28 protein-coding genes and 1 pseudogene are annotated in these 25,771 nt (G+C 71.9%); 21 read left to right on the forward strand and 8 right to left on the reverse strand.

Annotated features, from left to right (window positions below):
• Positions 1-105 precede the first annotated feature (105 nt).
• From OHO27_RS33550 to OHO27_RS33600, 11 genes are all read left to right on the forward strand, one after another.
• Positions 106-1,242, forward strand: a complete 1,137-nt coding sequence (locus OHO27_RS33550) for a ParA family protein (protein ID WP_328428706.1) — start codon at positions 106-108, stop codon at positions 1,240-1,242.
• Complete coding sequence (locus OHO27_RS33555; protein WP_328428707.1) at positions 1,227-1,850, forward strand: hypothetical protein; 624 nt, start codon at positions 1,227-1,229, stop codon at positions 1,848-1,850. Before OHO27_RS33550 ends, OHO27_RS33555 begins: the two co-directional genes overlap by 16 nt.
• A gap of 18 nt (positions 1,851-1,868) precedes the next feature.
• Complete coding sequence (locus OHO27_RS33560) at positions 1,869-2,990, forward strand: segregation and condensation protein A (RefSeq protein ID WP_328428708.1); 1,122 nt, start codon at positions 1,869-1,871, stop codon at positions 2,988-2,990.
• A complete protein-coding gene (gene scpB, locus OHO27_RS33565) occupies positions 2,987-3,670 on the forward strand; it encodes an SMC-Scp complex subunit ScpB (RefSeq protein WP_328428709.1) in 684 nt (227 codons plus the stop codon). Before OHO27_RS33560 ends, scpB begins: the two co-directional genes overlap by 4 nt.
• Positions 3,670-4,791 (forward strand): pseudouridine synthase, encoded by a 1,122-nt coding sequence (locus tag OHO27_RS33570; RefSeq protein ID WP_328428710.1) that lies wholly within the window; start codon positions 3,670-3,672, stop codon positions 4,789-4,791. The genes scpB and OHO27_RS33570 overlap by 1 nt, the downstream gene beginning before the upstream one ends.
• Before the next feature lie 111 nt (positions 4,792-4,902).
• On the forward strand, positions 4,903-5,868 hold the full coding sequence (locus tag OHO27_RS33575) for a sigma-70 family RNA polymerase sigma factor (protein ID WP_328428711.1): 966 nt from the start codon (positions 4,903-4,905) through the stop codon (positions 5,866-5,868).
• Entirely contained in the window at positions 5,865-6,413 is a 549-nt protein-coding gene (locus OHO27_RS33580) for a maleylpyruvate isomerase family mycothiol-dependent enzyme (RefSeq protein WP_328428712.1), read from the forward strand. The genes OHO27_RS33575 and OHO27_RS33580 overlap by 4 nt, the downstream gene beginning before the upstream one ends.
• Positions 6,414-6,466: 53 nt before the next feature.
• A complete protein-coding gene (locus OHO27_RS33585) occupies positions 6,467-7,882 on the forward strand; it encodes an MFS transporter (protein WP_328428713.1) in 1,416 nt (471 codons plus the stop codon).
• Positions 7,883-7,959: 77 nt separating this feature from the next.
• A complete protein-coding gene (locus OHO27_RS33590; RefSeq protein WP_328428714.1) occupies positions 7,960-8,676 on the forward strand; it encodes an NUDIX hydrolase in 717 nt (238 codons plus the stop codon).
• Entirely contained in the window at positions 8,673-9,695 is a 1,023-nt protein-coding gene (locus tag OHO27_RS33595; RefSeq protein ID WP_328428715.1) for an ADP-ribosylglycohydrolase family protein, read from the forward strand. Before OHO27_RS33590 ends, OHO27_RS33595 begins: the two co-directional genes overlap by 4 nt.
• Before the next feature lie 3 nt (positions 9,696-9,698).
• Positions 9,699-10,466, forward strand: coding sequence for a nucleotidyltransferase domain-containing protein (locus OHO27_RS33600; protein WP_328428716.1), 768 nt, complete (start codon positions 9,699-9,701; stop codon positions 10,464-10,466).
• Here the strand turns inward: OHO27_RS33600 and OHO27_RS33605 are convergent.
• From OHO27_RS33605 to OHO27_RS43245, 3 genes are read right to left on the reverse strand one after another with little or no spacing between them, the layout of a single operon-like run.
• Entirely contained in the window at positions 10,392-11,135 is a 744-nt protein-coding gene (locus OHO27_RS33605; RefSeq protein ID WP_328428717.1) for a nucleotidyltransferase domain-containing protein, read from the reverse strand. The genes OHO27_RS33600 and OHO27_RS33605 overlap by 75 nt on opposite strands.
• A gap of 22 nt (positions 11,136-11,157) precedes the next feature.
• Entirely contained in the window at positions 11,158-11,586 is a 429-nt protein-coding gene (locus tag OHO27_RS33610; RefSeq protein WP_328428718.1) for a Rieske (2Fe-2S) protein, read from the reverse strand.
• A 4-nt stretch (positions 11,587-11,590) separates the two neighbouring features.
• On the reverse strand, positions 11,591-11,722 hold the full coding sequence (locus OHO27_RS43245; protein WP_443059647.1) for a DUF6529 family protein: 132 nt from the start codon (positions 11,720-11,722) through the stop codon (positions 11,591-11,593).
• A 107-nt stretch (positions 11,723-11,829) separates the two neighbouring features.
• Here OHO27_RS43245 and aroH point away from each other — a divergent pair, with 107 nt between their 5' ends.
• The 5 genes from aroH (at position 11,830) to der (ending at position 16,310) form a co-directional block, all read left to right on the forward strand.
• On the forward strand, positions 11,830-12,198 hold the full coding sequence (gene aroH, locus OHO27_RS33620) for a chorismate mutase (RefSeq protein ID WP_328428719.1): 369 nt from the start codon (positions 11,830-11,832) through the stop codon (positions 12,196-12,198).
• A complete protein-coding gene (locus OHO27_RS33625) occupies positions 12,195-13,280 on the forward strand; it encodes a prephenate dehydrogenase (protein ID WP_328428720.1) in 1,086 nt (361 codons plus the stop codon). Before aroH ends, OHO27_RS33625 begins: the two co-directional genes overlap by 4 nt.
• Before the next feature lie 143 nt (positions 13,281-13,423).
• Complete coding sequence (gene cmk, locus OHO27_RS33630) at positions 13,424-14,110, forward strand: (d)CMP kinase (RefSeq protein WP_328428721.1); 687 nt, start codon at positions 13,424-13,426, stop codon at positions 14,108-14,110.
• Positions 14,111-14,163: 53 nt separating this feature from the next.
• Complete coding sequence (locus tag OHO27_RS33635) at positions 14,164-14,751, forward strand: lysophospholipid acyltransferase family protein (protein WP_328430633.1); 588 nt, start codon at positions 14,164-14,166, stop codon at positions 14,749-14,751.
• Between the two features lie 80 nt (positions 14,752-14,831).
• Entirely contained in the window at positions 14,832-16,310 is a 1,479-nt protein-coding gene (gene der, locus OHO27_RS33640) for a ribosome biogenesis GTPase Der (RefSeq protein WP_328428722.1), read from the forward strand.
• 66 nt (positions 16,311-16,376) lie between these two features.
• Here der and OHO27_RS33645 read toward each other — a convergent pair whose 3' ends face one another.
• Together OHO27_RS33645 and OHO27_RS33650 are read right to left on the reverse strand one after the other, a co-directional pair.
• On the reverse strand, positions 16,377-16,730 hold the full coding sequence (locus OHO27_RS33645) for a hypothetical protein (RefSeq protein WP_328428723.1): 354 nt from the start codon (positions 16,728-16,730) through the stop codon (positions 16,377-16,379).
• Positions 16,731-16,842: 112 nt separating this feature from the next.
• A pseudogene (locus OHO27_RS33650) lies at positions 16,843-17,624 on the reverse strand (hypothetical protein).
• Between the two features lie 539 nt (positions 17,625-18,163).
• Here OHO27_RS33650 and OHO27_RS33655 point away from each other — a divergent pair.
• Positions 18,164-18,838, forward strand: coding sequence for a LysM peptidoglycan-binding domain-containing protein (locus OHO27_RS33655; RefSeq protein WP_328428724.1), 675 nt, complete (start codon positions 18,164-18,166; stop codon positions 18,836-18,838).
• A 116-nt stretch (positions 18,839-18,954) separates the two neighbouring features.
• Complete coding sequence (locus OHO27_RS33660; protein WP_328428725.1) at positions 18,955-19,500, forward strand: transglycosylase family protein; 546 nt, start codon at positions 18,955-18,957, stop codon at positions 19,498-19,500.
• Here the strand turns inward: OHO27_RS33660 and OHO27_RS33665 are convergent.
• Genes OHO27_RS33665 through OHO27_RS33675 form a run of 3 tightly spaced genes read right to left on the reverse strand, consistent with a single transcriptional unit; the run spans position 19,433 to position 23,285 of the window.
• Positions 19,433-20,110: an ABC transporter ATP-binding protein gene (locus OHO27_RS33665; RefSeq protein ID WP_328428726.1), complete on the reverse strand. Its 678-nt coding sequence runs from the start codon at positions 20,108-20,110 to the stop codon at positions 19,433-19,435. The two genes, OHO27_RS33660 and OHO27_RS33665, sit on opposite strands and share 68 nt — an antisense overlap.
• On the reverse strand, positions 20,107-22,797 hold the full coding sequence (locus tag OHO27_RS33670; RefSeq protein ID WP_328428727.1) for an ABC transporter permease subunit: 2,691 nt from the start codon (positions 22,795-22,797) through the stop codon (positions 20,107-20,109). Before OHO27_RS33670 ends, OHO27_RS33665 begins: the two co-directional genes overlap by 4 nt.
• An 11-nt stretch (positions 22,798-22,808) precedes the next feature.
• A complete protein-coding gene (locus OHO27_RS33675) occupies positions 22,809-23,285 on the reverse strand; it encodes a hypothetical protein (RefSeq protein WP_328428728.1) in 477 nt (158 codons plus the stop codon).
• A gap of 156 nt (positions 23,286-23,441) precedes the next feature.
• Between OHO27_RS33675 and OHO27_RS33680 the strand changes: the two genes are divergently transcribed.
• From OHO27_RS33680 to OHO27_RS33690, 3 genes are all read left to right on the forward strand, one after another.
• Positions 23,442-24,023, forward strand: coding sequence for a hypothetical protein (locus OHO27_RS33680; RefSeq protein WP_328428729.1), 582 nt, complete (start codon positions 23,442-23,444; stop codon positions 24,021-24,023).
• Positions 23,998-25,293 (forward strand): ABC transporter substrate-binding protein, encoded by a 1,296-nt coding sequence (locus OHO27_RS33685; protein WP_328428730.1) that lies wholly within the window; start codon positions 23,998-24,000, stop codon positions 25,291-25,293. The genes OHO27_RS33680 and OHO27_RS33685 overlap by 26 nt, the downstream gene beginning before the upstream one ends.
• A gap of 69 nt (positions 25,294-25,362) precedes the next feature.
• Positions 25,363-25,755 (forward strand): hypothetical protein, encoded by a 393-nt coding sequence (locus OHO27_RS33690; RefSeq protein ID WP_328428731.1) that lies wholly within the window; start codon positions 25,363-25,365, stop codon positions 25,753-25,755.
• Positions 25,756-25,771: the final 16 nt, after the last annotated feature.

Raw genomic sequence — 25,771 nt, forward strand, 5'->3', positions numbered from 1 at the left:
TCAGCATGGTGCAACGCTGACCTGTCTAGAAGTTTCCTGGTCACCAAGGAGGTAAGACGACTTGTGAATGAGTCGACATTTTCTCCCGGGGGTGGTCAACCAGGAATGCCGGTACGGGACCAGGGTCCCGCGGGATTCGAGGCTGTCGGCTCCGTTGCGGTGCGCACCTTCGCAGCCCATCAGGGTCACCGGAGCACAGGGGTGACTCAGACAGCACACCAGAGCATGGATGGCCATCACGTGAACGCCATGGCCGGCGACGGAAGTGGCGCGCCCCACAACCAACTCGCCGCCTACGACGAACTGCCCGACGGGCACTTCTACGACCCCGACGCGGAGTACGAGCCCGACCCCGAGTACGCGGCCACGCTCGCGCCCGACGCTGCCCGGCAGCGCCGCGAGCGCGTCGGCCCGACCGGGCGTCCGCTGCCGTACTTCCCGATCCCGGGTCCGCTGACCGACCACGGCCCCGCGAAGATCATCGCGATGTGCAACCAGAAGGGCGGCGTCGGCAAGACGACGTCGACCATCAACCTGGGTGCCGCGCTCGCGGAATACGGACGCCGGGTCCTGCTCGTCGACTTCGACCCTCAGGGCGCGCTCTCGGTCGGTCTCGGCGTCAATCCGATGGAGCTCGACCTCACGGTCTACAACCTGCTCATGGAGCGGGGGATGTCGGCCGACGAGGTGCTCCTGAAGACAGCGGTCCCGAACATGGACCTGCTCCCGAGCAACATCGACCTGTCGGCCGCCGAGGTCCAGTTGGTGAGCGAGGTCGCGCGCGAGTCCACACTTCAGCGCGCCCTCAAACCGCTGCTGCCGGACTACGACTTCATCGTGATCGACTGCCAGCCCTCGCTGGGCCTGCTCACGGTGAACGCGCTGACGGCCGCCCACAAGGTGATCGTGCCCCTGGAGTGCGAGTTCTTCGCCCTGCGCGGTGTCGCACTGCTGACGGAGACCATCGAGAAGGTCCAGGAGCGGCTCAACCCGGAGCTGGAGCTCGACGGGATCCTGGCCACGATGTACGACTCGCGCACGGTCCACAGCCGCGAGGTCCTGGCCCGGGTGGTCGAGGCGTTCGACGATCACGTCTACCACACGGTCATCGGGCGCACGGTCCGCTTCCCGGAGACCACGGTCGCCGGTGAGCCGATCACCACGTACGCCTCCAACTCCGTCGGCGCCGCCGCCTATCGTCAGCTCGCCAGGGAGGTGCTCGCCCGGTGTCACGCCGAGTGAGTCTGCCGGGGGCCGACGAACTGTTCCGTACGACAGGGGGTATGGCGCTCCAGCCGTCCGCTCCCCGGCGCCCGGCCAACGGCGAGGCCCGGGTGCCGGCTCCCGCGGGGGAGAGCGACAACGCCGCCGCCGAGGACGTGCCGCAGTCGGTGCCCGCACAGGGTGGTGACGGTGACGGTGCGGAGCATGTGGCGGCCGACGCCGAGTCCGTCGACGCCGGTGAGTCGCGCAGCCGGGCTGCTGCCGCGGAGCGCTCCGCCCGGCGTCAGGGGGCGCAGGAAGGTTCTGCCGGGGCGTCCGCGAATTCCGTCGGCGGTTCTGGCGCCTCCAGTGCGGCTGCTTCCGCCGCCTCCGCCGCGCCGCGCAAGCGGGGACGGCAGGCCTCGCGCCGGCCCAGTGGCCGCGAGCGGCACGACGAGAAGATCACCGTGTACGTCTCCGCCGAGGAGCTCATGGATCTGGAGCACGCACGTCTGGTGCTCCGCGGTGAGCACGGGCTGGCCGTCGACCGCGGGCGGATCGTCCGCGAGGCGGTGGCCGTGGTGCTCGCGGATCTGGAGAGCCGGGGAGACGCCAGCATCCTGGTACGACGGCTTCGCGGGCGGTAGCGGTAGCCTGCGGGGGCTATGACCTCGAACGACGTTCCCGCCGCCAGTGCCGGTGCAGCCGGCGGTCGTCGTCGTGCGCTGGGGCGGGGGCCGGGCGCTGCGCGGGTCGAGACGGTTCTGTCGCCTCCTGCGCAGGCGGTGCCTGCTCCGCCTGCGGCGGAGAGCGAGTCATCGGCTGAGGCCGGGTCTTCGGCTCCGGCCGGTGGGCACAACGGGGGCGATGACGGCGGCTTGCCGCCTGCTGCCGAACCCGCGGAAGCAGCCCCCGAGCCTCAAGAACCCGAACGCCAAGAACCCGAGCGCCAAGAACCCGAGCGCCAAGAACCCGACGACGGCGTCTTCAAGGTCCGCCTCTCCAACTTCGAGGGCCCCTTCGACCTCCTCCTCCAGCTGATCTCCAAGCACAAGCTCGATGTCACCGAAGTGGCGCTGTCCAAGGTGACCGACGAGTTCATGGGGCACATCAAGGCGATGGGGCCGGACTGGGATCTCGACGAGACGACCGAGTTCCTTGTCGTCGCGGCGACCCTGCTCGACCTCAAGGCGGCGCGGCTGCTGCCCGCCGCCGAGGTGGAGGACGAGGCCGATCTCGCGTTGCTGGAGGCCAGGGATCTGCTGTTCGCGCGGCTGCTGCAGTACCGGGCGTACAAGCAGATCGCCGACATCTTCAGCCGGCGGCTGGACGACGAGGCCCGGCGCTATCCGCGGACCGTCGGGCTGGAGCCGCAGCACGCCGAGCTGTTGCCCGAGGTCGTCATCAGCATCGGGGCGGAAGGATTCGCCAGGCTCGCGGTCAAGGCGATGCAGCCCAAGCCCAAGCCGCAGGTGTACGTCGATCACATCCACGCGCCGCTCGTCAGCGTGCAGGAGCAGGCGGGGATCGTCGTCGCGCGGCTGAAGGAGCTCGGCGAGGCCAGCTTCCGTGCCCTGATCGAGGACACCGACGACACCCTCACCGTCGTGGCGCGATTCCTGGCTCTGCTGGAGCTCTACCGCGAGAAGGCCGTCGCCCTCGACCAGGAGATCGCTCTCGGCGAGCTCATCGTGCGCTGGACCGGTGCGGAGGGGGACGAGGCGCCCCTGGTGACCGACGAGTTCGACCGCCCGCCCGAGCTGCCCAAGGAGGAGAAGAAGGCGTGAGTGAGGAGACCACCGAGCTTCCGGCCGGGCTGCGCGGCGTCGCGGACCTCGACCTGAAGCCGGCCCTGGAGGCGATGCTCATGGTCGTGGACGAGCCCGCGACCGAGGAGCGCCTCGCGAAGCTCCTGGAGCGGCCCCGTCGGCGGATCGCCGATGCCCTGCGGGAGCTGGCCGACGAGTACGCCGTGCAGGGGCGGGGCTTCGAGCTGCGGTTCGTGGCCGGCGGCTGGCGTTTCTACACCCGCGCCGAGTACGCGGCCGCCGTCGAACGGCTCGTGCTCGACGGGCAGACGGCCCGGCTCACGCAGGCCGCCCTGGAGACGCTCGCGGTCGTCGCCTACCGCCAGCCGGTCAGCCGTAGCCGGGTCTCGGCCGTGCGCGGAGTGAACTGTGACGGTGTGATGCGCACCCTCCTGCAGCGCGGGCTGGTCGAGGAGGCGGGCACGGAACCCGAAACAGGTGCGATCCTGTACAGGACGACGAACTACTTCCTGGAGCGGATGGGCCTGCGCGGTCTGGACGAGCTCCCGGAGCTGGCGCCCTTCCTCCCGGAGGCGGAGGCGATCGAGGCCGAGACCCAGGAAGGCGTTCCGTCGTTCGACCCGGACGCTCCCGATGACGGTCCGGGCGTCCCGGCACCCCGGGGCACCGACGACGTAGACGACCAGACGGAACTTTGATGCGAAGCAGCAGCGGCAGGAACAGCAGCGGAAACAACGGCGGGAGCCGTGGTGGCAACAGCGGCGGCCGCGGCGGAAGCAGCGGTGGCCGCGGCAACCACCGCGGCGCCGGTAGCAACCGCGACGACACGCAGGGCGGCCGGCCGAAGAACCCGCGCCCGGAGGAGCGGCGCTACGACGTGGGCCCCGGCGCCACCCAGGACGGCCCGAAGTCGGGACGTGGCGCCTCGGCGCGCGGCGGCGCCAAGGGCGGCCCCAAGCAGGCCCAGGGCACCGGCCGGGGCCGTTCGGTTCCGGCGACGTCCCGCGAGTACGACGCGCGGGCCGAGGAGCGCAACCGCGAGCGCTACGCCGGCAAGAAGGACGTCAAGCTGCCCAAGACCTTCCCGGGCGCCGAGCAGGAGGGCGAGCGGCTGCAGAAGGTCCTCGCGCGCGCGGGCTACGGCTCGCGGCGGGCCTGCGAGGAGCTGATCGAGCAGGCCCGGGTCGAGGTCAACGGCGAGATCGTCCTCGAGCAGGGCAAGCGCGTCGACACGGAGAAGGACGAGGTCAAGGTCGACGGCCTGACCGTCGCGACGCAGTCGTACCAGTTCTTCTCGCTGAACAAGCCCGCCGGTGTCGTCTCGACGATGGAGGACAACGAGGGCCGGCAGTGCCTCGGTGACTACGTCACCAACCGGGAGACGCGGCTCTTCCACGTCGGGCGGCTCGACACCGAGACCGAGGGCGTGATCCTGCTCACCAACCACGGCGAGCTGGCCCACCGGCTGACCCACCCCCGGTACGGCGTGAAGAAGGTCTACCTCGCGCACATCGTGGGCCCGATCCCGCGTGACCTGGGCAAGCAGCTCAAGGACGGCATCCAGCTGGAGGACGGGTACGCGCGCGCGGACCACTTCCGGGTCGTCGAGCAGACCGGCAAGAACTACCTGGTCGAGGTCACCCTGCACGAGGGCCGCAAGCACATCGTGCGCCGGATGCTCGCCGAGGCGGGCTTCCCGGTCGACAAGCTGGTGCGCGTCGCCTTCGGCCCGATCACGCTGGGCGACCAGAAGTCGGGCTGGCTGCGGCGGCTGTCGAACACCGAGGTCGGCATGCTGATGCAGGAAGTCGATCTGTAGGACGGACCTCGGTCCCACACGCGCGAATCGGCCGGTTCCGGATGTGCTCCGGGGCCGGCCGATTCGTTTTCGCCGCTCCGCCGGTCTGTATCAGGGACGGAGGGAGCGGGGATGAGTACGACCACTGCGGACCGTGACGAGTTCGTCCGGCTGACCGGCCCGTACCGGCGGGAGCTGCTCGCGCACTGCTACCGGATGCTGGGCTCGGTAGACGAGGCCGAGGACCTGGTGCAGGAGACGTATCTGCGGGCCTGGCGGTCCTACGACGGCTTCGAGGGCCGGGCGTCCCTGCGGACGTGGCTGCACCGGATCGCCACCAACACGTGTCTGACGGCGCTGGAGGGCCGTGCGCGCCGTCCGCTGCCCTCGGGGCTCGGTGGGCCCGCCGAGGCGCCTGAGGAGCCGCTGAGGGCCCCTGTGACGGACGTTCCGTGGCTCCAGCCGCTGCCCGACGCGCTGGTCGACCCGGCGGGCGTCGTCGCCGCGCGGGGAAGTCTGCGCCTCGCCCTGGTCGCGGCCCTTCAGCACCTGCCCGCGCGGCAGCGTGCCGTCCTCATCCTGCGGGACGTGCTGGCCTGGCGGGCGGCCGAGGTGGCGGCGCTGCTCGGCACGTCGACGGCGGCGGTGAAGAGCAGCCTCCAGCGCGCGCGTGCCCGTCTCGACGAGGTGGCTCCCGACGAGGACCTCGTCGAGGAACCGGAGGACGCCGCAGACCGCGAGGTGCTCGAACGGTACGTGGCCGCCTTCGAGAACGCCGACCTGGACACCCTGATCGGGCTCCTCCAAGAGGGCGTCGAGCTGGAGATGCCGCCCTTCCTGGAGTGGTACCGCGGCAAGGAGGACGTGCTGCGGTTCCTGCACGCGCGTGTCCACGAGAAGGGCACCCTGCGCATGTTGCGCACGCGCGCGAACGGGCAGCCGGCCGTGGCGATGTACGTCCGCGGGGAGGACGACGTCCTGCGCGCGCACTCCCTGCAGGTGCTCACGGTGCACAAAGGCCTCCTGGCCCGGATCACGGCCTTCCTCGATCCGGCGGACCTGCTCGACCGGTTCGGGCTGCCCGAGGAGCTGTCATGAACTCCGGGGAACTGCTGGAGCGTTCGCTCGCCTACGCACTGGGCAGCGTCGCCGGGTCCGAGTCCGCGAGCCTGATGGGCGCGACGCCCTGCGCCGAGTGGGACCTCGGGGAGCTGCTCGGGCATCTCGACGACTCGCTGGACGCGCTGTACGAGGGCCTGACCGGCGGGCGGATCGGGCTGCTCCCGCGTGCCGACCGGGCCTGCGGCTTCCGTACGCGCGCGTGCGCGGTGCTCGGCGCCTGGACGGCCGGGCCCGCCGAGGAGCGTGTCCTGGTCGGTGAACGGCCGCTGGACGTACGGGTGATGGCCGCTGTGGGCGCCGTCGAGATCGCCGTGCACGGGTGGGACGTCGCCCAGGCCAGCGGCCGGCCCAGGCCCATCCCGCTTCCGCTCGCCGCCGAGCTGCTGAGCATCGCCCGCTGTGTGGTCGCGGAGGAGGACCGGGGCGTGCGGTTCGGCGCGCTGCTCCAGGTGCCGCCCCGCGCGCGTGCCGACGTCCGGCTGCTGGCCTTCCTGGGACGCCGCGATTCCTTTGCGGAGTGAGCCCGGTCTGCCTTCCGTGAGTGACCCCCAGTGATCTCACGGAAGGCATCGTCATGACCGAGACCCTGAAAGCCCCTCTCCTGTCGGCGTCCGCCGCGCAGGCGCCCCCGCGCCGCGGGTGGACGGTCGCCCTCGCCGGGCTAGGCGCGCTGTTGTGCTCCCTCGACGTCGTGGTCGTAGCCACCGCGCTGCCCGCGCTGCAGGCCGACTTCGGGGCCAGCCTGTCCGAGCTGGAGTGGACGATCAACGCCTACAACCTCGTGTTCGCGTGCCTCACCCTGACCGGCGCCGCGCTGGGCGACCGGTTCGGCCGGCGGCGGATGTACGTCGTGGGCCTCGCCGTCTTCACGCTCGCCTCGGCCGCGGCTGCCCTCGCCTCGGGCCCTGGTCAGCTCATCGGCGCGCGCCTGCTGCAGGGCGCAGGAGCCGCCGTACTGCTGCCGCTCACGCTGACCCGGATCAGTGAGGCGTTCCCGGCCGAGAGGCGGGGCGTCGCCATCGGCCTGTGGGGCGGGGTGACCGGACTCGGCGTGGCCGCCGGGCCGGTGCTGGGCGGGGCCGTCACCGAGGGCCTGTCCTGGCAGTGGATCTTCTGGCTGAACGTGCCCATCGGGCTGGCCATGATCCCCCTCGCCGCCCGCATGCTGCGCGAGAGCCACGGCACCCGCCCCCAGCTCGACCTCGTCGGGCTGGTGCTGGCGGCCGTGGGCCTGACGGGCCTGGCCTGGGCGCCGGTGCGGGCACCCGAGGCGGGCTGGGGGAGCGCCGAGGTGCTGACCGCGCTGGCCGCCGGGATCGTGTTCGTCGCGGCATTCCTGGGCTGGGAGAAGAACGGGGCCCGCTATCCGATGCTGCCGCTGTCCCACTTCCGGCGGCGTGGGTTCTCGACCGCAAACGCCTCCGCGTTCCTCCTCTTCGCCTCGCTGCTCGGCGCCCTGTTCATGATCACGCAGCTCTTCCAGCTCGGCCTCGGCTACTCCCCGCTGGAGGCAGGTGTCCGGATCCTGGTCTGGAACGCCACGCCCCTGCTGATCGCGCCGGTCGCCGGAGCGCTCGCCGACCGGTTCGGGACCCGGCCGTTCATGCTGGGCGGCCTGGTGCTCCAGGCGACTGGCCTCGCGCTGCTGGCCTGGCTGGTCGAACCCGGCGTCGGATACGGCAGCCTCGTCGTCCCGCTGATCGTCGCGGGCGTCGGCATCTCCATGGTGTTCCCGAGCGTGGCCAACGCCGTGACCTCGTCCGTCCCGCTGGGCGACGCGGGCGTCGCGGCAGGCGTCAACAACGCGCTGCGCGAGCTGGGCGGCGTCTTCGGGATCGCCATCGCCGCGGCCGTGTTCACGACGTACGGCGGCTACGGCTCGCCGGAGGCGTTCATCGACGGAGCCGGGGCGGCGCTGTGGGTGACGGCGGCCGCGGCGGCCGTGGGGGCGGGGGTGGCGGCGTTTGCGCCCTCCCGCGCGCGGGCCTAGCCGTTACCGGGTCAGGGCTTGCGGCACCCACCCCACCCTCTTTATAGTCGTACTGACTATTAAGGGGGTGGGTTCGCATGGCCTACGACAAGTACGCCCACGAACCTTTCGCCGTCACCGCCGACCTCGCCGTCCTCACCATCCGCGACGGCGTCCTGCACGTCCTGCTCGTCGAGCGCGGGCAGGAGCCGTACAAGGGCAACTGGGCGCTCCCCGGCGGGTTCGTGCAGCCGGACGAGTCGGCGGAGACCGCCGCCCGGCGTGAACTCGCCGAGGAGACCGGCCTGTCGGACGTCTCCGGACTGCACCTGGAGCAGCTGCGGACCTACAGCGAACCCGACCGCGACCCCCGCATGCGGGTCGTGACGGTCGCCTTCGCCGCCCTGCTGCCCCACCCGCCCGAACCGCACGGCGGCAGCGACGCCGCGCAGGCGCGCTGGGTGCCGTACGACACGGCAGGTCCGCTCGCCTTCGACCACGACCGGATCCTGGCCGACGCCCATGAACGCGTCGGCGCCAAGCTCGAGTACGTCGGCCTCGCCACCGCCTTCTGCCCGCCCGAGTTCACGCTCGGCGAGCTGCAACAGGTCTACGAGACGGTGTGGGGGACCGCCCTCGACCGGCCCAACTTCCGCCGCAAGGTGCTCGCCACACCGGGCTTCGTCGAACCCGTGCCCGGCGCGGCCCGGCTCACCGGCGGCCGCGGCAAGCCGGCCGCGCTGTACCGCGCGGGCAGCGCCGCCACCCTCCATCCGCCCCTGCTGCGGCCCACCCCGGAAGGACCCCCCGCATGACCACGACCACCGTCCGCAAGCGCGCCGCCACCGGCGCCCTGCTCGGCCTCGCCCTCGGGGACGCGCTCGGCTTCCCGACCGAGTTCAACGACGTGCCGTCGATCCTCGCCAAGTGCGGGCCGTGGCGCGAGATGGAATTGCCGACGCCGGCCATCGTCACCGACGACACGCAGATGACGCTCGCCTTGGGGAAGGGGCTGCGGACGGCGACGGACCTGGGCGTGCTCGGACCCGAGGCGATGACGGAGCCGGTGCGGGCGGAGTTCGTGGCATGGAACCGCTCCCCGGAGAACAACCGGGCCCCGGGCAACACCTGCCTGAGAGCCTGTGACCTGCTGGAGCGGCCCGACATGCCCTGGCAGGACGCCAGCCAGACCGGCTCCAAGGGCTGCGGCGCCAACATGCGCGTCGCGCCGATCGGGCTCGTCCCCGGCCTCAGCGACGAACAGCGCGCGGGCGCCGCCCAGTTGCAGTCCGCGCTCACCCACGGGCACCCGACAGCCCTCGCCGCCTCCGACCTGACCGCGCACGCCGTACGACTGCTCGCCCAGGGAGCCGAACCGACCGGACTGGTCGGGCTGCTGCGGTCGTATGCCTACGAGAACCGCACCCGCTACCACGAGCGCTGGCTCGGTGACCTGTGGACCCGCAGCCAGGACCCCACCCCCGAGCACTTCATCACGCGAGGCTGGGACGAGTGCCTGGGGATCCTGGACCGGGTCCAGGAGGCCGTACGGACCGTCTCGCCCGAGACCGATCCGTGCCTGGCCACGGGCGAGGGCTGGATCGCCGAAGAGGCCATGGCCTCGGGCCTGTTGTGCTTCCTGTGGTTCGTCGACGAGCCGCTGACGGCGCTGCGCCGGGCCGCCTGCACGTCGGGCGACTCGGACTCGATCGCGTGTCTGACGGGGGCCTTCGCGGGCGCGTATCTGGGCGCCGACGCCTGGCCGACCCGGTGGGCGGACCGGATCGAGTACCGGGGTGACCTGCTGACCCTCGGAGCGCTCTGGGACGCTTGACGGATGATCGACGCCCTGGACATCGACCTCACGCCCGTCGTCGCCGAGCAGCCCGACCCGGTGCTGTTCGCGACCGTCTCCGGCGCGCATCTGTACGGCTTTCCGTCACGCGACTCGGACGTGGACCTGCGGGGCGTGCACCTGCTGCCGGCCGCCGACCTCGTCGGGCTGCGGGAGCCGGACGAGACGCGGTCACGGATGTGGGTCCGGGAAGGCGTCGAGATGGACCTGGTCACGCACGACCTGCGCAAGTTCGTACGGCTGATACTGCGCCGCAACGGCTACGTGCTGGAGCAGCTGCTCTCGCCGCTCGTCGTGCACACCACGGACGCCCACCGGGAGCTGGCCGAGCTCGCGCCCGGCGTCCTCACCAGCCACCACGCGCATCACTACCGGGGTTTCGCGAACACGCAGTGGCGGCTCTTCGAGAAGACCGGGGAGCTCAAGCCGCTGCTCTACACCTTCCGGGTGCTGCTCACCGGCATCCATCTGATGCGCAGCGGTGAGGTGCAGCCGCATCTGCCCACGCTGGTCGGGGCGGCCGCCTCGGACGGGAAAACCGACGCGCCCGGCTATCTGCCGGAGCTGATCGCGGCCAAGGCGGAGCAGGAGCACGGGCCCGCCGACGTCGAGCACGCGCGTGTGGCAGCCGACGTCGAGCGGCTGCACGGTGTGCTGGACGAGGCGCAGGCGGCCTCAGCGCTGCCCGACGCCCCGAGCACCTACGACGCCCTGCACGCCTTCGTCGTACGGACCCGGCTGGAGAGCTGACGCGCGGCGGACGCGGATCAGGAAGTCCTCGACCCGGCGGCGGTCCGGCTCGGCCGGGAGCGGACTGCGGTGGGCGGCCTCCTCCGCCTCCCTCGCCAGGCGGGTCATCCGGGACTCGACCTCCGGCCAGGGGACCTCGCCGCGCTTGACCTCCAGCAGCGCCTCGCGCCCGTCACCCACGTCGATCGTCAGGTGGCCGCTGCGCAGCAGGTCGCGGGCGCTCCTCAGGAGGCGGAGGAGGTGCATCGCGTGCTTCCAGCGCGGGGCGCCGTGGGAGCGGACGTCCGCCTCCAGCTTCTTGCGCTGGCCCAGTGCGTAGCGCGTGAACGTCTCGAAGGCCTGGCGGGACAGGAACGCCTCGCGCAGGGCGAGGAGCTCGCGGCCCGTGTCGTCGACGTGCTCCACGAGCGGGGAGTGCAGGCACTCCAGGATGTTCGGGTTGGCGCGCAGGGCGAGCTCGCAGAAGCGCTCCAGTTCCCAGCTGAACTGCTCCTCCAGCGGGCCGTCGATGTGCGTCGGCGGCTTGTCGAAGCGCCAGAAGAGCGGCGTAGGAGCGAGGAAGACGCCCCTGCGGTCGGTGTCGCTGCCCTCCGTCGCCAGACCGAAGGCGCGCGAGCCCATCACACAGGCGTAGATCGTGTGGTCGCGGACCAGGGTCTCGGGGCGCATGCCCCGGAGCGTACGCGGCGGATCACACCAGCCGGATCGAATTTCCCTCCACGACGATGTTCTTCGCCGGCAGCGGCTTCGTGGCCGGCGGGTTGGCCACCGCGCCGTCCGTGATCTCGAACTTGCTGCCGTGGCACGGGCAGTTGATCGTCCCGTCCGAAACGCTGCCGACCAGGCACTGCTGGTGGGTGCAGATGGCGGAGAAGGCCTTGAACTCGCCCTGCTCGGGCTGGGTCACCACGACCTTCTCGTCCTTGAAGATCGTGCCGCCGCCCACCGGGATGTCGGACGTGCGGGCCAGCTCGTCGCCGTCCTGGCCGGGAGAGACGGTGGTCGACGTCGGCGACGAGTCGCCGTCGCCGTCGGAATCGCCGCAGCCGGTGACGAGCGCCGTCGCACCCGTCACGCCGGTCGCGATGAGGATCGTGCGCCGCGTCGGACGGTAGGTCATGTCGTCACTCCGAAAGTGCGGAAGAACCAGCGGAAGAACCAGGGAGGCGGAAGCGCTCCAAGCGGATCAACAGCATCTTTGCACTGAAAACGCCATAGAAGAAGCAAGCTAGTGCTGAGTGCAGGAAAACGTGCATTTCGTATGTCGATGTCTCAGCGAGCGGGCGACATGACCGGGCCGCACCCGGGCTGACTAGGCTGGACAGCCGAAGAGTCGATCCGTACGTCAGCAAGGAGCAGCGCCGTGGCGGTACGAGCGGTCCGGGGGGCCGTCCAACTGGAGCGGGACGAGGCCGGCAACATGGACGAGCAGGTCGGTGCCCTGCTCACCGCGATCCTGGAACGGAACGACCTCACCGCGGACGATCTGATCAGCATCTGGTTCACGGCCACGCCCGACCTGCACAGCGACTTCCCGGCAGCCGCCGCCCGCAAGCTCGGCGACGGCTTCGCCGACGTACCGCTGATCTGCGCCCAGGAACTCGGCATAGAAGGCGCCATGCCCCGGGTCGTACGGGTCCTCGCGCACATCGAGTCCGACAAGCCCCGCGCCGACATCGCGCACGTCTACCTCGGTGCGGCGGCCGCCCTGCGCAAGGACATCGCCCAGTGAGAACCGCACTCGTCATCGGCACCGGCCTCATCGGCACGTCCGCCGCCCTCGCACTGGCGGGGCGGGGCGTCGTCGTCCACCTCGCCGACCACGACCCCGAGCAGGCCCGCACGGCGGCCGCGCTCGGCGCCGGCACGGACGAGGCGCCCGAGGGCCCCGTCGACCTCGCGATCATCGCCGCCCCGCCCGCGCACGTGGCCGGCGTGCTCGCCGACGCCATGCGCCGGGGTGTGGCCCGCGGCTACCTCGACGTGGCCAGCGTCAAGGGCGGGCCACGCCGTGAGCTGGAGGCGCTCGGGCTCGACCTGTCGTCGTACATCGGTACGCATCCCATGTCGGGGCGTGAGAAGTCCGGCCCCCTGGCCGCGAGCGCCGACCTCTTCGAGGGCCGCCCCTGGGTGCTGACGCCGACCCGCGACACCGACACCGAGGTGCTGAACCTCGCCCTGGAGCTGGTCTCGCACTGCCGGGCCGTGCCGGTGGTGATGGATGCCGACGCCCACGACCGTGCGGTGGCCCTCGTGTCCCACATGCCGCACTTGATGTCCAGCATGGTCGCCGCACGTCTGGAGAACGCGGAGGAGACGGCTGTACGCCTGTGCGGTCAGGGCATCCGTGATGTGACGAGGATCGCGGCCTCCGATCCCGGGATGTGGATCGACATCCTTTCCGCGAACCCGGGGCCCGTCGCCGACCTGCTCACCGATGTCGCGACCGACCTGGAGGAGACCGTGCGGGCGCTGCGGGCGCTGCAGTCGTCCGACGAGGACAAGCGGCTGGAGGGCACGTCCGGCATCGAGGGCGTGCTGCGGCGGGGGAACGCCGGGCAGGTGCGCGTCCCCGGCAAGCACGGGGCGGCTCCTCGGATGTACGAGGTCGTCGCCGTGCTCATCGACGACCAGCCGGGACAGCTGGCGCGGATCTTCGCGGACGCGGGGCTGGCCGGGGTCAACATCGAGGACGTACGGATCGAGCATGCGACCGGGCAGCAGGCGGGTCTGGTCCAGCTGATGGTGGAGCCGAAGGCGGCGCCGGTGCTGTCGGCGGCGTTGCGGGAGCGGGGCTGGGCGATCCGCCAGTAGGGGCCCGACCCCCACTGCCCCGCCCCGTGGCAGCCCGGTCGGTTCCCGGGCGGCCGGACGAGTGACGCGCACCCAGTAACCTTGTGCGGGGCGCCCTCGGGTCCCCACACTCCCGTCACACCGCATCTGGAAGGTGTCCTCCCGTGGAAAACGGTGCCGCCAAGCCCGTGATTGTCGCCATCGACGGCCCCTCCGGCACGGGCAAGTCGAGCACGTCGAAGGCCGTTGCCGCGCAGCTCGGGCTGAGCTACCTCGACACCGGCGCCCAGTACCGGGCGATCACCTGGTGGATGGTGGCCAACGGGATCGACATCGAGGACCCGACCGCGATCGCCGCCGTGGCCGGCAAGCCGGAGATCGTCTCCGGCACCGAGCCTGGCAACCCGACGATCACCGTCGACGGCACCGACGTGTCCGGCCCGATCCGCACCCAGGAGGTCACCTCCAAGGTCAGCGCGGTCAGCGCGGTGCCCGACGTGCGGGCCCGGATCACCGAGCTGCAGCGCTCCCTGGCGACCTCCGCGGAGGTCGGCATGGTCGTCGAGGGCCGTGACATCGGTACGACCGTGCTGCCCGATGCCGACCTGAAGATCTTCCTCACCGCCTCCCCGGAGGCCCGCGCGGCCCGCCGCAGCGGTGAGCTGAAGGGCGCCGACGTGCACACGACCCGCGAGGCGCTGCTGAAGCGGGACGCGGCCGACTCCAGCCGCAAGACCTCGCCGCTCGCCAAGGCGGACGACGCGGTCGAGGTGGACACCAGCGAGCTCACGCTGCAGCAGGTCATCGAGTGCGTCATCACGCTCGTCGAGGAGAAGCGGGCCGGAAAGTGATCCCACCTTCCGAGAGAGGTGCCGACGTCGGGCGGCGCATCGGCGTCGGCCTGATGTACGGGCTGTGGCGCCCCCGGGTCCTGGGTGCCTGGAAGGTGCCCCCGACCGGGCCGGTGATCTACGCGGTCAACCACAGCCACAACATCGACGGGCCGATGGTGATGGGAGTGTCGCCCCGGCCCGTGCACTTCCTGATCAAGAAGGAAGCCTTCATCGGCCCGCTCGACCCCTTCCTGACCGGCATCGGCCAGCTGAAGGTGGACCGGCACTCCGCCGACCGCACGGCGATAACGCAGTCCCTCGACGTGCTGTCCAACGGCGGGGTCCTCGGCATCTTCCCCGAGGGCACCCGCGGTGAGGGCGACTTCGCCTCGCTGCGTGCCGGGCTCGCCTACTTCGCCGTGCGCGCCGGGGCGCCCGTCGTCCCGGTCGCGGTGCTGGGAAGTTCCGAGAAGCGGGGACGGTTGATAAAGGGGCTGCCGCCGCTGCGCACCCGCGTGGACGTCGTGTTCGGCGACCCCTTCGAGGCGGGCGACGGCAGCGGACGGCGTACGCGCAAGGCGCTCGACGAGGCGACAGAGCGCATCCAGAAGCAGCTCACCGCGCACCTGGAAAACGCAAGGCGACTGACCGGTCGCTAGGCGACACTGAGTAGTGGATCAGCAGGGCGACAGCCGCGCGGTCCACCGATCACCACGATGAACGACGAGGTACGGACTTCATGAACGACCACATCCACTCCGAGGGCTCGCCCGACGGGCACGACCACGGAGAGCTTGGCGACGCCGAGTACGCGGAGTTCATGGAGCTCGCCGCGGAAGAGGGCTTCGACCTCGAGGACGTCGAGGGCGCCATCGAGGCGGCCGGTCACGGGCCGCTGCCCGTCCTCGCCGTCGTCGGCCGGCCGAATGTCGGCAAGTCGACTCTCGTCAACCGCATCATCGGTCGCCGCGAGGCCGTCGTCGAGGACAAGCCCGGCGTCACCCGCGACCGTGTGACCTACGAGGCCGAGTGGGCCGGCCGCCGCTTCAAGGTCGTCGACACCGGCGGCTGGGAGCAGGACGTCCTCGGCATCGACGCCTCCGTGGCCGCGCAGGCCGAGTACGCGATCGAGGCCGCCGACGCCGTCGTCTTCGTCGTCGACGCCAAGGTGGGCGCCACCGACACCGACGAGGCCGTCGTACGACTGCTGCGCAAGGCCGGCAAGCCCGTGGTGCTGTGCGCCAACAAGGTGGACGGCCCGAGCGCCGAGGCCGACGCGACCTACCTGTGGTCCCTGGGCCTCGGCGAGCCGCACCCCGTCTCCGCGCTGCACGGCCGTGGCACCGGCGACATGCTGGACTCCGTTCTGGAGGCCCTGCCCGACGCGCCCGAGCAGACCTTCGGCGGCGCCGGGATCGGCGGCCCCCGCCGGATCGCGCTCATCGGCCGCCCGAACGTCGGCAAGTCCTCCCTGCTGAACAAGGTGGCCGGCGAGGAGCGCGTCGTCGTCAACGAGCTGGCCGGCACCACCCGTGACCCGGTCGACGAGCTCATCGAACTGGGCGGCGTGATCTGGAAGTTCGTCGACACGGCGGGCATCCGCAAGCGCGTCCACCTCCAGCAGGGCGCCGACTACTACGCCTCGCTGCGCACCGCGGCCGCCGTGGAGAAGGCCGAGGTGGCGGTCATCCTGATCGACGCCTCCGAGTCCATCTCGGTCCAGGACCAGCGCATCGTGACGATGGCCGTCGAGGCGGGCCGCGCGATGGTCATCGCCTACAACAAGTGGGACACCCTCGACGAGGAGCGCCGCTACTACCTGGAGCGGGAGATCGAGACCGAGTTCGGCCAGGTCGCCTGGGCGCCCCGGGTGAACGTCTCGGCGTCCACCGGCCGCCACATGGAGAAGCTGGTCCCGGCGATCGAGACGGCCCTCGCGGGCTGGGAGACCCGGGTCCCGACCGGGCGGCTCAACGCCTTCCTCGGCGAACTGGTCGCCGCCCACCCCCACCCGATCCGCGGCGGCAAGCAGCCCCGCATCCTCTTCGGCACCCAGGCCGGCACCAAGCCCCCGCGGTTCGTGCTCTTCGCCTCCGGTTTCATCGAGGCGGGCTACCGCCGGTTCATCGAGCGCCGGCTGCGCGAGGAGTTCGGCTTCGAGGGCACGCCGATCCACATCTCGGTGCGGGTGCGCGAGAAGCGCGGCAAGAAGAAGTAGCGGCAAGAGGCACTTGCGCACACGTCAAAGGGGCGGCCCTCATCGGACCGCCCCTTTGACGTGTGCTCAGCCCCTGCGTGCCGGCGGCAGCGCGGCCGGGACGTGATGCATCCCCGCGCCCTGCGGGCTGATGTGCCCGACGCGCTGCCACTGCGGCTGCTGGCCGTTGCTGCCGTGCCGGGCGCTGTGGGCCCCCGCGCTGTAGGCGCTGTACGAGCTGCTGAACGACCCCGGGCGGTGGCCGCCGTACGAGCCCGTGCCGCGCTGCATGTTCCCGAACGCGACGAACCCCATGTCCTCCTCCCCGCTGCGATCACCCGGCAGCGAGCGGAAGGACTTGACGTACTCGGCGTAGAGCGCGTCGTAGATCGGCGTGGGCGATGAGCTGCCCTGGAGGCGGGGAACGTCGTATGCATGCACGTATGTCCAAACGACCCCGCGCTCGAAGAGATGCGGCCGGGGTGAAGGGTCGCCTGCTCATCGGAGGCGCGGGCGACGCACTACACGAGCAGCCCCCAGTCGGCCGGCTCCCTCAGGTCCCCGCCAGCGGCATCGCGGCTCCGACCAACTTCCCGTTGGCCGCCGCCTTGTCCAGCGCCCCCGGAGCAGGTCCTCCCTGGGCTGGCGTCCGATGGAACCCACCGGCGCCGCGAACATCAGCACCTGCTGGTGCTTGTTCGCGGCGGCCCGCCACCCGTCGGTCACCTGAAGAGGCTGATGCGCCTGCCACCATGCGACCGGCTGCCCCCCGGTCGGTCCCGGCTGCAGAACCGCGTGCAGCTGCCCCATGGCCAGCAGTACGGACCACCCGTGCAGCACCGGCGGCACATCGGCCAGCTCCGACAGCGGCATGAACCCCTGCTCGATGAGCAGCGGCAGGAAGTCGTCCCCGGCACCGGTCGCCCCGGGCCGCACGATGGGCCCGGTCGGCTCGACCACGAGGGCGGGGTGCAACTCCCCGGCGATCAGCGCCAGTCCGCTGGTGACCCCGAGCACGGCCTGCTCCGGCACGATCGACTCCGGCTCCAGGTCGACCCGGTCGCCGGTGATGGACTTCACGGCGCCCTGCAACTGCGCCTCGGTGACCTGGACGACCTGGGAGGGCAGACAGGTGGCGTGGGCGAAGGCGAGGACGGCGGTCTCGTCCCCGATGAACAGGACGGTGCTGGTGCGCTCCTGTTCGGAGTCGCCCGGGGTGCGGCAGGAGGTGCAGTCGTAACTGCCCGGGGCGTTCTCTCCGGCGAGCAGCCGGTCGGCCTCTTCGTCGCCGATCTCGGCACGTACCTCGTCGCTGACGTCGAGCATGCGCGGCACGGGTGGCTCCCTCGGGATGTGGTGCGTGGCGGGGCCGGGTGGCTCCCGGCCCGTGAACCGGGCGGGTCCCGGGCTCATGAAGAAGACAACGGACGATCTGTGGCGGGAGTCACGCACCAGGGCGAACGGAATCGAACCATCCATCGCGCACCGTCACCCCGGGTGCGGAATTGCGCACTCACGGTCAACTGGAGGGAAATGCAAGGTAGTTGGTTGCGTGGGGTGCGTCACAGATCGTCAGGGTGGTTGGTCGACAAATCCCGAAATCAGCGAATGAAGTGGGTGGCTGAAATTCGCCGATACCGGGGGTAACCGCGAACTGGCCTGGCGCGACGAGGAGTTGGTTGATGCCGACCGCTCGCTGTCCATAGATTCCTCGGCCGTGTGCAACGAGCACCGCTCGGGTACGTCCGCCGACCGCACCAACCAGCTTGCTGCACCATCCCCGGGCGGACGGGGCGAGCGCCACTCACACGCCCGGTGGCGTGCGGAGTGGCCCACCGCCTTGGGGGACCCCGGGTCCTTGGAGAGGGAACTACATGTCCGAATGTGCCGATACCACTCACGACAACGCTCGTAAGGCGCCGAAGGCTCCGAACGGGAGTCGGACTCGTACGACGGCGGTCCTCGCCGGGGCGGCACTGCTCGCCCCGCTCGGGCTGCTGGCCGCGACCGGCAACGCCGCGGCGGCGGACAGTGGAGTGTGGGACCGCATCGCCCAGTGCGAGAGCGGCGGCAACTGGCACATCAACACCGGCAACGGCTACTACGGCGGACTGCAGTTCGCCGCCTCCACCTGGCGCGCGTACGGCGGTACGGCCTACGCGCCCACGGCGGACCGAGCGAGCAGGGACCAGCAGATCGCGGTGGCCACCAAGGTCCAGCGCGCCCAGGGGTGGGGCGCGTGGCCGACCTGTTCGGCCCGGGCCGGAGCGTCCGGCAGCGCACCCGCGGCTTCCGCGGCCGGTTCGGGCGCCCCCGCCGCCAAGGCGGCCCCGTCGACTCCGGCGCAGACGTCGGAGCGTTCGGAGCGTTCGTCAGGACACACGAACCGCGACTCGTCCCGCGGTGACTACACCGTCCGTGAGGGCGACACGCTCAGCGGCATCGCCGCCCGGCACGGGACCACGTGGCGGCAGCTCCACGAGGCCAACACGTCCGTCATCGGGGCCGATCCCAACCTCATCGTGCCCGGGCAGCGCCTCGAACTCTGAGCGGCGCTCCCTGCCCACGCTTCGGTGCCCCGCCCGGTCCGCCGACCGGGTGGGGCACCGGTGTTCGTCGGACGCGCCGCGCGGGATGGCCGCAATCGGCTGCCTAGCGTGCTCATATGAAATGCACACCGCTCACGATCGTCCTGGCCGCCACGCTGTTCACAGCCGTCGCCCCGGGACCGACGCACGCAGCACAGGCAACACACGCCACGCGTCACATCCATACGGCGCCGCCCCGACCGGCCCCCGGACCGCCCCCCAAACCCGCGGCGCTCGCGTGCGCCAAGGACCAGTGGCCGTGGGGCTGTGTCGCCAAGTGCGAGAGCGGCGGGAATTGGCACATCAACACGGGCAACGGCCACTACGGGGGGCTTCAGTTCTCGCAGAGCACCTGGGAGGGCTTCGGCGGCTCGAAGTACGCCCCGCGCGCGGATCTCGCCAGCCGCAAGGAGCAGATCGCCATCGCCCGGAAGGTGGTGGCGACTCAGGGGTGGGGTGCCTGGCCGCACTGCTCCAGACGGTACGGGCTCAAGGGCCGTATGGAGTTGCGGCGGCCCAGCGTCACGGACCGGCTGACCTCGAAGACATCGCAGCTCATCCGGAAGGGGTCGACCCGGTTCGGTGCGCTGCACGGCGCTGCCATTCGCCCGACTCGCCGCTGAACACGACCGCGCCGCGACGCAGTTCGTGGACGAGTGCCGTCCGGCCGTGCAGTCCGGGCGGCACCCGTTGCTCTGCGACGACCACGCAGGCGTCGAGTTCGCTCAGGAGCTCGTACGTACGGGCGGCGACCGTGGGCGACATGCCCTGCGCGGGTTCGTCAACGAGCACGACACGCGCGCGTGCCAGCAGGGCGCGGGACAGGGCCAGCATGCGCTGCTCGCCGCCCGAGAGGGTGCCTGCGCGGCGTGGGAGGAGCGGTTCGAGCCGGGGGTAGGCGTCCAGGGCGACGTCGTACGACCGGGATGCGAGTTCGAGGTTCTCGCGCACGGTGAGGGAGCCGAACACCGCCTGCCGTTCGGGGACCAGGCACAGTCCGCGGCGGGCCCTCTCGTACGCGGGCATCCGGGTCACGTCGGCGCCGTCCCACACCACCGTGCCGCCGGACAGGGGCACGGCGCCGGCCAGGGCGCGCAGCGCTGTCGTACGGCCGGATCCGTTCCGGCCCAGCAGGATCGTGAGGCCGGGGCCGGGCGCGGTGAGGGTGATGCCGTGGAGGGCCTCCAGAGGGCCGTAACGCACGCGCGCGCGGCGCAGGGAGATCGTCGTCATGCGGGTGCCTCCTGGGAGCCTGCCGCGTCGAGTACGCGGTCGGGAGGGCCGGAGGCGACGATGCGGCCCGCCGCCATGACGTGCACGGTGTCGGCGAGGTCGGCGACCAGGTCGAGGTCGTGCTCGACGACGAGCAGGGCGGTGCCGTCGGCGGCGAGTGCCTTCAGGACGCGGGCCAGTGCGGTGACCTCGGCGGTGTCGAGGCCGGCGGCGGGTTCGTCGAGGAGCAGCACGCGTGGGCTGCCCGCGAGGGCCCTGGCGAGTTCCACGCGTCTCAGTGTGCCGGTGGGCAGGCCCGCGGCCGGCAGGGCCCTCACCGGGCCGTCGAGTCCGAGGAGTCTGAGGGCCCGCTCCACGGCCGAGGGGTCTCGCAGCCGTCCCTGCTCTGCGCCCACGCGGACGTTCTCGGCCACGGTCAGGGAGGGGAAGACGGCCAGTTGCTGGAAGGTGCGGGCGATGCCGAGACGGGTTCGGGCGTGTGCGGGGAGGCGGGTGATGTCGCGGGTGCCGAGCAGGACTTGGCCGTGGGTGGGGCGGTGGGTGCCGGCCAGGCAGTGGAACAGGGTGCTCTTTCCTGCGCCGTTGGGGCCGACGATGGCGGTGACCTGGCCGGGGTGGACGGTGAGGGTGATGTCGTCCAGGGCGGTGAAGTTGTCGTAGCGGGCCTGGAGGTGGTGGGTGGTCAGGGGTGCGCGGCGGGTGGGTGTGGGCTGTGCCCGATCCCGCTCCCGTGGCGTCTCCACGGCCGCCGCATGCTCGTCCCGGCGTGCCGTCCCCGCGACCCCCGACGCGGTCGAGCCCGTCAACGTCGGCCGAAATGCAGCCCCCTGCCCCACCGGCCGCAGTCGCCTCCGTACCCCCACCCCCACCGCCGTAAGCCTCGCCCCGCGCCGCAGGCGCAGCCTCCCTGCCGCCGTCCGCAGTGCCTCGTACGGCCCGCCGGGGAAGCGGCCCACCAGTACCGCCAGGATGCCGATCAGGGCCGCCGCCACACCACCGCGGGCCCCCGCGTCGAGGCCGACCAGGAGGGCCGCGGCGGCCAGGGCGCCGAGGGTGCTGTCGGCGCCCAGGACCACCACAGCGGCGAACCAGAGGAGGCCGCGGACGGGGTCGTAGGCGGCCGGGTCGAAGGCGCGCAGGCCCATGCCGAGCATTCCGCCGCCCAGGGCAGCCAGGGCGGCGCCCGAGACGAAGGCCAGCAGTTTGAGGGAGGGCACCTGGACGCCTGCCGCCGACGCCCCGGACTCGTGGTCCCGCATCGCCGCCAGGGCCCGGCCCGTGCGGCCTCGGCGCAGCAGCCAGGTCGTCAGCAGGGCCGCGGCCAGGAGGGCCAGTTCAAGGACGTAGTAGGCGCGGTCGCCCTCGAAGCCCGCCGGACGGCCGAGGGACAGACCCGAGATCGCGTACGGCTGCGCGAAGACGAAGCGGCTCACGCCGACGCCGACCGCGAAGGTCGCCAGCGCAAGGGCCAGGCCCCGGCGGCTGATGGCCGGCCAGCCGGTGAGGAGGCCGAGAGGGGCCACCAGGACGACCGCCAGCGCGAGGGCCGCGAGCTCCGGCAGCCGGGGGAGGCCCGGGAAGCGGCCCGCCGCCAGCAGGGCCGTGAACAGGGCGCCAAGGCCCGCGTACGCCGCCTGACCGAGGGAGATCTGGCCGCCGCGGCCCGTGACGACGACCAGGGAGAGCAGCACCACGCCCAGCGCCGGCACCTGCACCGACGTATGCAGGTCCGCGCCCGCGAAGCCCAGGGGGAGCAGGAAGAGCACCATCGCCACGATCCAGGCGCCCGGAGGGGTCGGCACGCGCGCGGTGGCCGAGCGGGGGAGAGCGTCACGGGTGCCGACGCGGGGGAGGGCCAGGGCCGCGATCAGCAGGGCGACGACGAAGAGGTTCGTGCTGACGGCCTGCAGGAGCGGGGCGCCCCAGCCCGTCGGGTGCAGGCGCGTCAGCTGGCTCTGCGCCACCCCGATGGCCAGCGCCGTCAGCACGGCGACCGGCAGGCTGCGCATCCGTGCGGCCACCGCGACCGCGACCACCTCCATGACCAGCAGCGGCAGGCCGTACGGGTCCAGGCGCACGTACGGGGCCAGCAGCACGCCCGTCAGGCCCGCCGTGAACGAGCCGAACGCCCAGCCCGACGCCGCCACCCGGTCCGCGTCGATACCGCCGAGGACCGCCAGCCGGCGGTCGTCGACGACGGCACGCAGTTCCCGGCCGAAGCGGGTCCAGCGGATCACCGCACCGACCCCGGCCGCCAGCAGCAGCGCCACCGTCAGCTGCCCCCAGGGCTCCGCCGACATCAGCTCCGGCGCGTCGGCCCGCGCCCCCTGGCCCCACAGCAGTACCGCGCCGCCCACCAGCAGGACGAAGACGCCGATCGACGCGACCAGGGTCTGCGCCGGGTCGCTGCCCAGGACCGCCAGCGGCCGGAAGACGAACCGTTCCAGCGCCATCCCGATCCCCGGCGCGAGGACCAGCAGCGTCACGGTCGCGCCCGCCCACAGCGGCCAGCCCCACTCCACCACGCACTGCCGCAGCGCGTACGCGCACACCATCGCGATCGCCCCGTGCGCGAAGTTCAGCACACCGGTCGCCCGGTACGTCACGACCAGACCGATCCCGCTGAGCGCGGCGGCGCTGCCGACCGCCAGACCGGCCAGCGTGAGGTCGTACGTCAGGGAGGACACCGGGGCGGACCTCAGTCGTCCGCTTCGGCGGGCTCACAGATCGGGCACGGACCCAGTTCGCCGCTGCGCACCAGCTTCGCGTCGACCGGCACGGCCTCCGCCTTCCCGGCGACCAGCGGGCAGTCCGCGCGGTGCCAGAGGGTGCCGCCCGGCACCATCAGCAGGTCACCGCTGACCGCTGTCGGCGCTGCGGCCGCCTCCCCGGACTCATTCGCGTCGGCCGGCTCCACGGCCACCAGAAGGCCGTACAGCTCCTCCACGCGCGCGGCGGCGAGCGCGCCCCGGCCGTGTGTCAGCAGCAGCGACCCGGCGATGATCAGCGCGGCGCCGGGGACCGTGCAGGACGCGAGATACGGCAGCTGCCGCTCGGCGAAGCGCTCGCCGGAGACGCCGTACCAGCCGATGACGCACAGCACCGCGCCGGCCGCGAGTGCGGCCCAGCCGGCCCACAGGACGGGGTGCACGGTCCGCAGTCGGGCTGTCCGCATCGCTGGCTCCCACGCGTCGGGTTCGGGGGCACGCACATCGGGTTTCGGCGCATGTGCCTGTCCATGTCAGCCAATGGCTTGCACTATGCCTCCTGCAAGCTGACCCTGAAAGCACCGGGCGCACACGGCCCGGATCGACACCCGGCGGTGAGCCAGATGGTTCTCGGGAGCGACCTCAGGCGGAGCAACGCGCACAGGCGGCACGGCCCGCGGGCGACGGGGCGGGGGACCGCGACGGCCGCGGCCCTGCTCCTCTTCCTCGCCCCGGCCCTGGCTGCCTGCAGCGACGACGAGGGAGGCGGCGGCAACGAGACCCCGCCGACACCCACCGTCGAGCAGACCGAGCCGGGCGAGCAGTCGCCTGCCGCGACGGCGCCCGCCGACGTAGGGGCCGCCGAGACGGAGATCAAGCAGAACTGGCAGAAGTTCTTCGACCCGGCGACGCCCACGGAGGAGAAGCAGACCGTCCTGGAGAACGGCGACCGGATGGGGCCGGTCCTGCAGGCGTTCAGCGGTGACGAGCGCGGCGGGCAGGTCGAGGCGAAGGTCTCCAAGGTCGAGTTCACCTCGCCGACCGACGCGAACGTGACGTACGAGCTGACGCTGAAGGGCGCGACCGCCCTGCCGGGCGCCTCAGGCACCGCCGTCGAACAGGACGGCACCTGGAAGGTGTCCGCGAAGACACTGTGCGCGCTGGTCCAGTTGAGCGGCAATGGGTCGCCGATCCCGGGGTGCTGAGGCGGCGATCGCCGTGGTGGTGCTGGCTCTGAGTACGGCGTGCGGCAGCCGGCTGCCGGAGAGCGACTTCGAGCACCGCGACCCGGGCGGCCCCACCACAACAGCGGGCGACCGCGCGCCGATCCGGGTCGGCATCATCGCGAGCGCCACCAGCCCGGTCGGCGGCAACGCCTTCACCGGCCCGCGCGACGGCGCCAAGGCGTACTTCGACCGCCTCAACGCACGCGGCGGCATCGACGGCCGCCACGTCGAGGTGCGCGAATGCGACGACGGCGGCAGCGGCGTCGGCAACAACGAGTGCGTGCACAAGCTCATCGACGAGGAGAAGGTCGTCGCCCTGGTCGCCACCACCGCCCTGGACTACGCGGGCGCCTCCCGCGTCTCACGCGCACGCGTGCCCGACATCGGCGGCCAGCCCATCGGAACCGCCTACGACACCTACCCGCACCTGTACGGCATCTACGGCAGCCTCGCGCCCCGCAACGGCACCACCGGCTGGGACGGCAAGCAGTACGGCGGCACCGAGGTCTACCGCTACTTCAAGCGCGAGCACGGCGCCCGCACGGCCGCCGTCGTCTCGTACAACCAGTCCGCGTCCGCCGCCTACGCCCGGCTCGTCGAGCGGGGGCTGAAGGCCGAGGGCTACAAGGTCGTGACCGAGCAGGTCGACTTCGCGCTGCCCAACTTCCGCGCGGTGGCGGCCGATCTGAAGGAGCAGGGCGCCGACCTCGTCTTCGACGCCATCGACACCCACGGCAACGCCCAGCTGTGCAAGGCGATGGACGACGTCGGCGCCGAGGTCACCGCCAAGGTCACGAACGTCCAGAACTGGACGTCCACCGTCGCCGATGACTACAAGGACGCTCCGCGCTGCCGCAACGCCCTGTGGGCCACCGGATCGTCCCGCAACCACGAGGACACCGGCCAGGACGCCGTACGGGAGTTCCGGGACGCCACCAAGGGCCGCAAGACGCACTCCCAGTGGCAGCTGGAGGGCTGGGCGGCGGCCATGTGGTTCACGGACGCGGCGAAGTCGTGCGCACGCGAGGGCGTCACGCGTGCGTGCGTCGACGACTTCATGAACCGCAACCAGGGATACACCGCAGACGGCCTGCTGATCCCGGTCCGGTTCGAGCGGTCGGCCGAGCCGCCGGGGACCCGCCGGACGTGTCTGTCCGTGGCCCGCTGGGAGGACGGCCGGGGCTGGGTCTCCCAAGGAGACATGAACAACACGTGCTTCGACGTCCCACAGCTGTCGTACCAGCCGTGACGCGCAACCAAAAGGCGGTGTCGCCGGTCCAACCGACAGAGCCGAGAGCCGAGGGAGGAACCGCAGCGCATGACGCCCGTGTCGCAGGCAGTACCACTGCGCGCCGACTGCATCGCGGATTCGGCGGGCGGGCTGACCTTTGACGTGACCGCGGTCGTGGCCACCGAGGCTGCCCACCTCGTGCTGCGCCACCGCGAGGGCGAAGAGGAGGTCACCCTGCCCCTGACCCCGGCCACCACGGGCCGGCTGCGCGCCGCGCTCCCCAGCAGTGTGGCCCTGCCGGAGGGCCACTGGGACGCGTACGCCAGCGTGACGGAGGAGGAGTCGGACCACCGACTGGCGCCGGGTGACATGGACGTGCACCCCTCCGCCTCCCGGGTCCCGTACGAAACCCGGCAAGGCAACCTGAGCGTCGAATCCCGGGTCCCGGCAACGCTGTTAGGGGCCCTCCCGAGCTCCTAGGCGAGGCAAGATCGGA

This window comes from Streptomyces sp. NBC_00443 (genome assembly GCF_036014175.1).
Taxonomy (GTDB): domain Bacteria; phylum Actinomycetota; class Actinomycetes; order Streptomycetales; family Streptomycetaceae; genus Streptomyces.

Bases quoted from the DNA above. Each gene is read 5' to 3' on its own strand.
- OHO27_RS33550 (WP_328428706.1), top strand. From the start codon at position 106: ATGCCGGTACGGGACCAGGGTCCCGCGGGATTCGAGGCTGTCGGCTCC.
- OHO27_RS33560 (WP_328428708.1), top strand. From the start codon at position 1,869: ATGACCTCGAACGACGTTCCCGCCGCCAGTGCCGGTGCAGCCGGCGGT.
- OHO27_RS33570 (WP_328428710.1), top strand. From the start codon at position 3,670: ATGCGAAGCAGCAGCGGCAGGAACAGCAGCGGAAACAACGGCGGGAGC.
- OHO27_RS33575 (WP_328428711.1), top strand. From the start codon at position 4,903: ATGAGTACGACCACTGCGGACCGTGACGAGTTCGTCCGGCTGACCGGC.
- OHO27_RS33580 (WP_328428712.1), top strand. From the start codon at position 5,865: ATGAACTCCGGGGAACTGCTGGAGCGTTCGCTCGCCTACGCACTGGGC.
- OHO27_RS33585 (WP_328428713.1), top strand. From the start codon at position 6,467: ATGACCGAGACCCTGAAAGCCCCTCTCCTGTCGGCGTCCGCCGCGCAG.
- OHO27_RS33590 (WP_328428714.1), top strand. From the start codon at position 7,960: ATGGCCTACGACAAGTACGCCCACGAACCTTTCGCCGTCACCGCCGAC.
- OHO27_RS33595 (WP_328428715.1), top strand. From the start codon at position 8,673: ATGACCACGACCACCGTCCGCAAGCGCGCCGCCACCGGCGCCCTGCTC.
- OHO27_RS33600 (WP_328428716.1), top strand. From the start codon at position 9,699: ATGATCGACGCCCTGGACATCGACCTCACGCCCGTCGTCGCCGAGCAG.
- OHO27_RS33605 (WP_328428717.1), bottom strand. From the start codon at position 11,135: ATGCGCCCCGAGACCCTGGTCCGCGACCACACGATCTACGCCTGTGTG.
- OHO27_RS33610 (WP_328428718.1), bottom strand. From the start codon at position 11,586: ATGACCTACCGTCCGACGCGGCGCACGATCCTCATCGCGACCGGCGTG.
- OHO27_RS43245 (WP_443059647.1), bottom strand. From the start codon at position 11,722: ATGCACGTTTTCCTGCACTCAGCACTAGCTTGCTTCTTCTATGGCGTT.
- OHO27_RS33635 (WP_328430633.1), top strand. From the start codon at position 14,164: ATGTACGGGCTGTGGCGCCCCCGGGTCCTGGGTGCCTGGAAGGTGCCC.
- der (WP_328428722.1), top strand. From the start codon at position 14,832: ATGAACGACCACATCCACTCCGAGGGCTCGCCCGACGGGCACGACCAC.
- OHO27_RS33655 (WP_328428724.1), top strand. From the start codon at position 18,164: ATGTCCGAATGTGCCGATACCACTCACGACAACGCTCGTAAGGCGCCG.
- OHO27_RS33660 (WP_328428725.1), top strand. From the start codon at position 18,955: ATGAAATGCACACCGCTCACGATCGTCCTGGCCGCCACGCTGTTCACA.
- OHO27_RS33665 (WP_328428726.1), bottom strand. From the start codon at position 20,110: ATGACGACGATCTCCCTGCGCCGCGCGCGCGTGCGTTACGGCCCTCTG.
- OHO27_RS33675 (WP_328428728.1), bottom strand. From the start codon at position 23,285: ATGCGGACAGCCCGACTGCGGACCGTGCACCCCGTCCTGTGGGCCGGC.
- OHO27_RS33680 (WP_328428729.1), top strand. From the start codon at position 23,442: ATGGTTCTCGGGAGCGACCTCAGGCGGAGCAACGCGCACAGGCGGCAC.
- OHO27_RS33685 (WP_328428730.1), top strand. From the start codon at position 23,998: ATGGGTCGCCGATCCCGGGGTGCTGAGGCGGCGATCGCCGTGGTGGTG.
- OHO27_RS33690 (WP_328428731.1), top strand. From the start codon at position 25,363: ATGACGCCCGTGTCGCAGGCAGTACCACTGCGCGCCGACTGCATCGCG.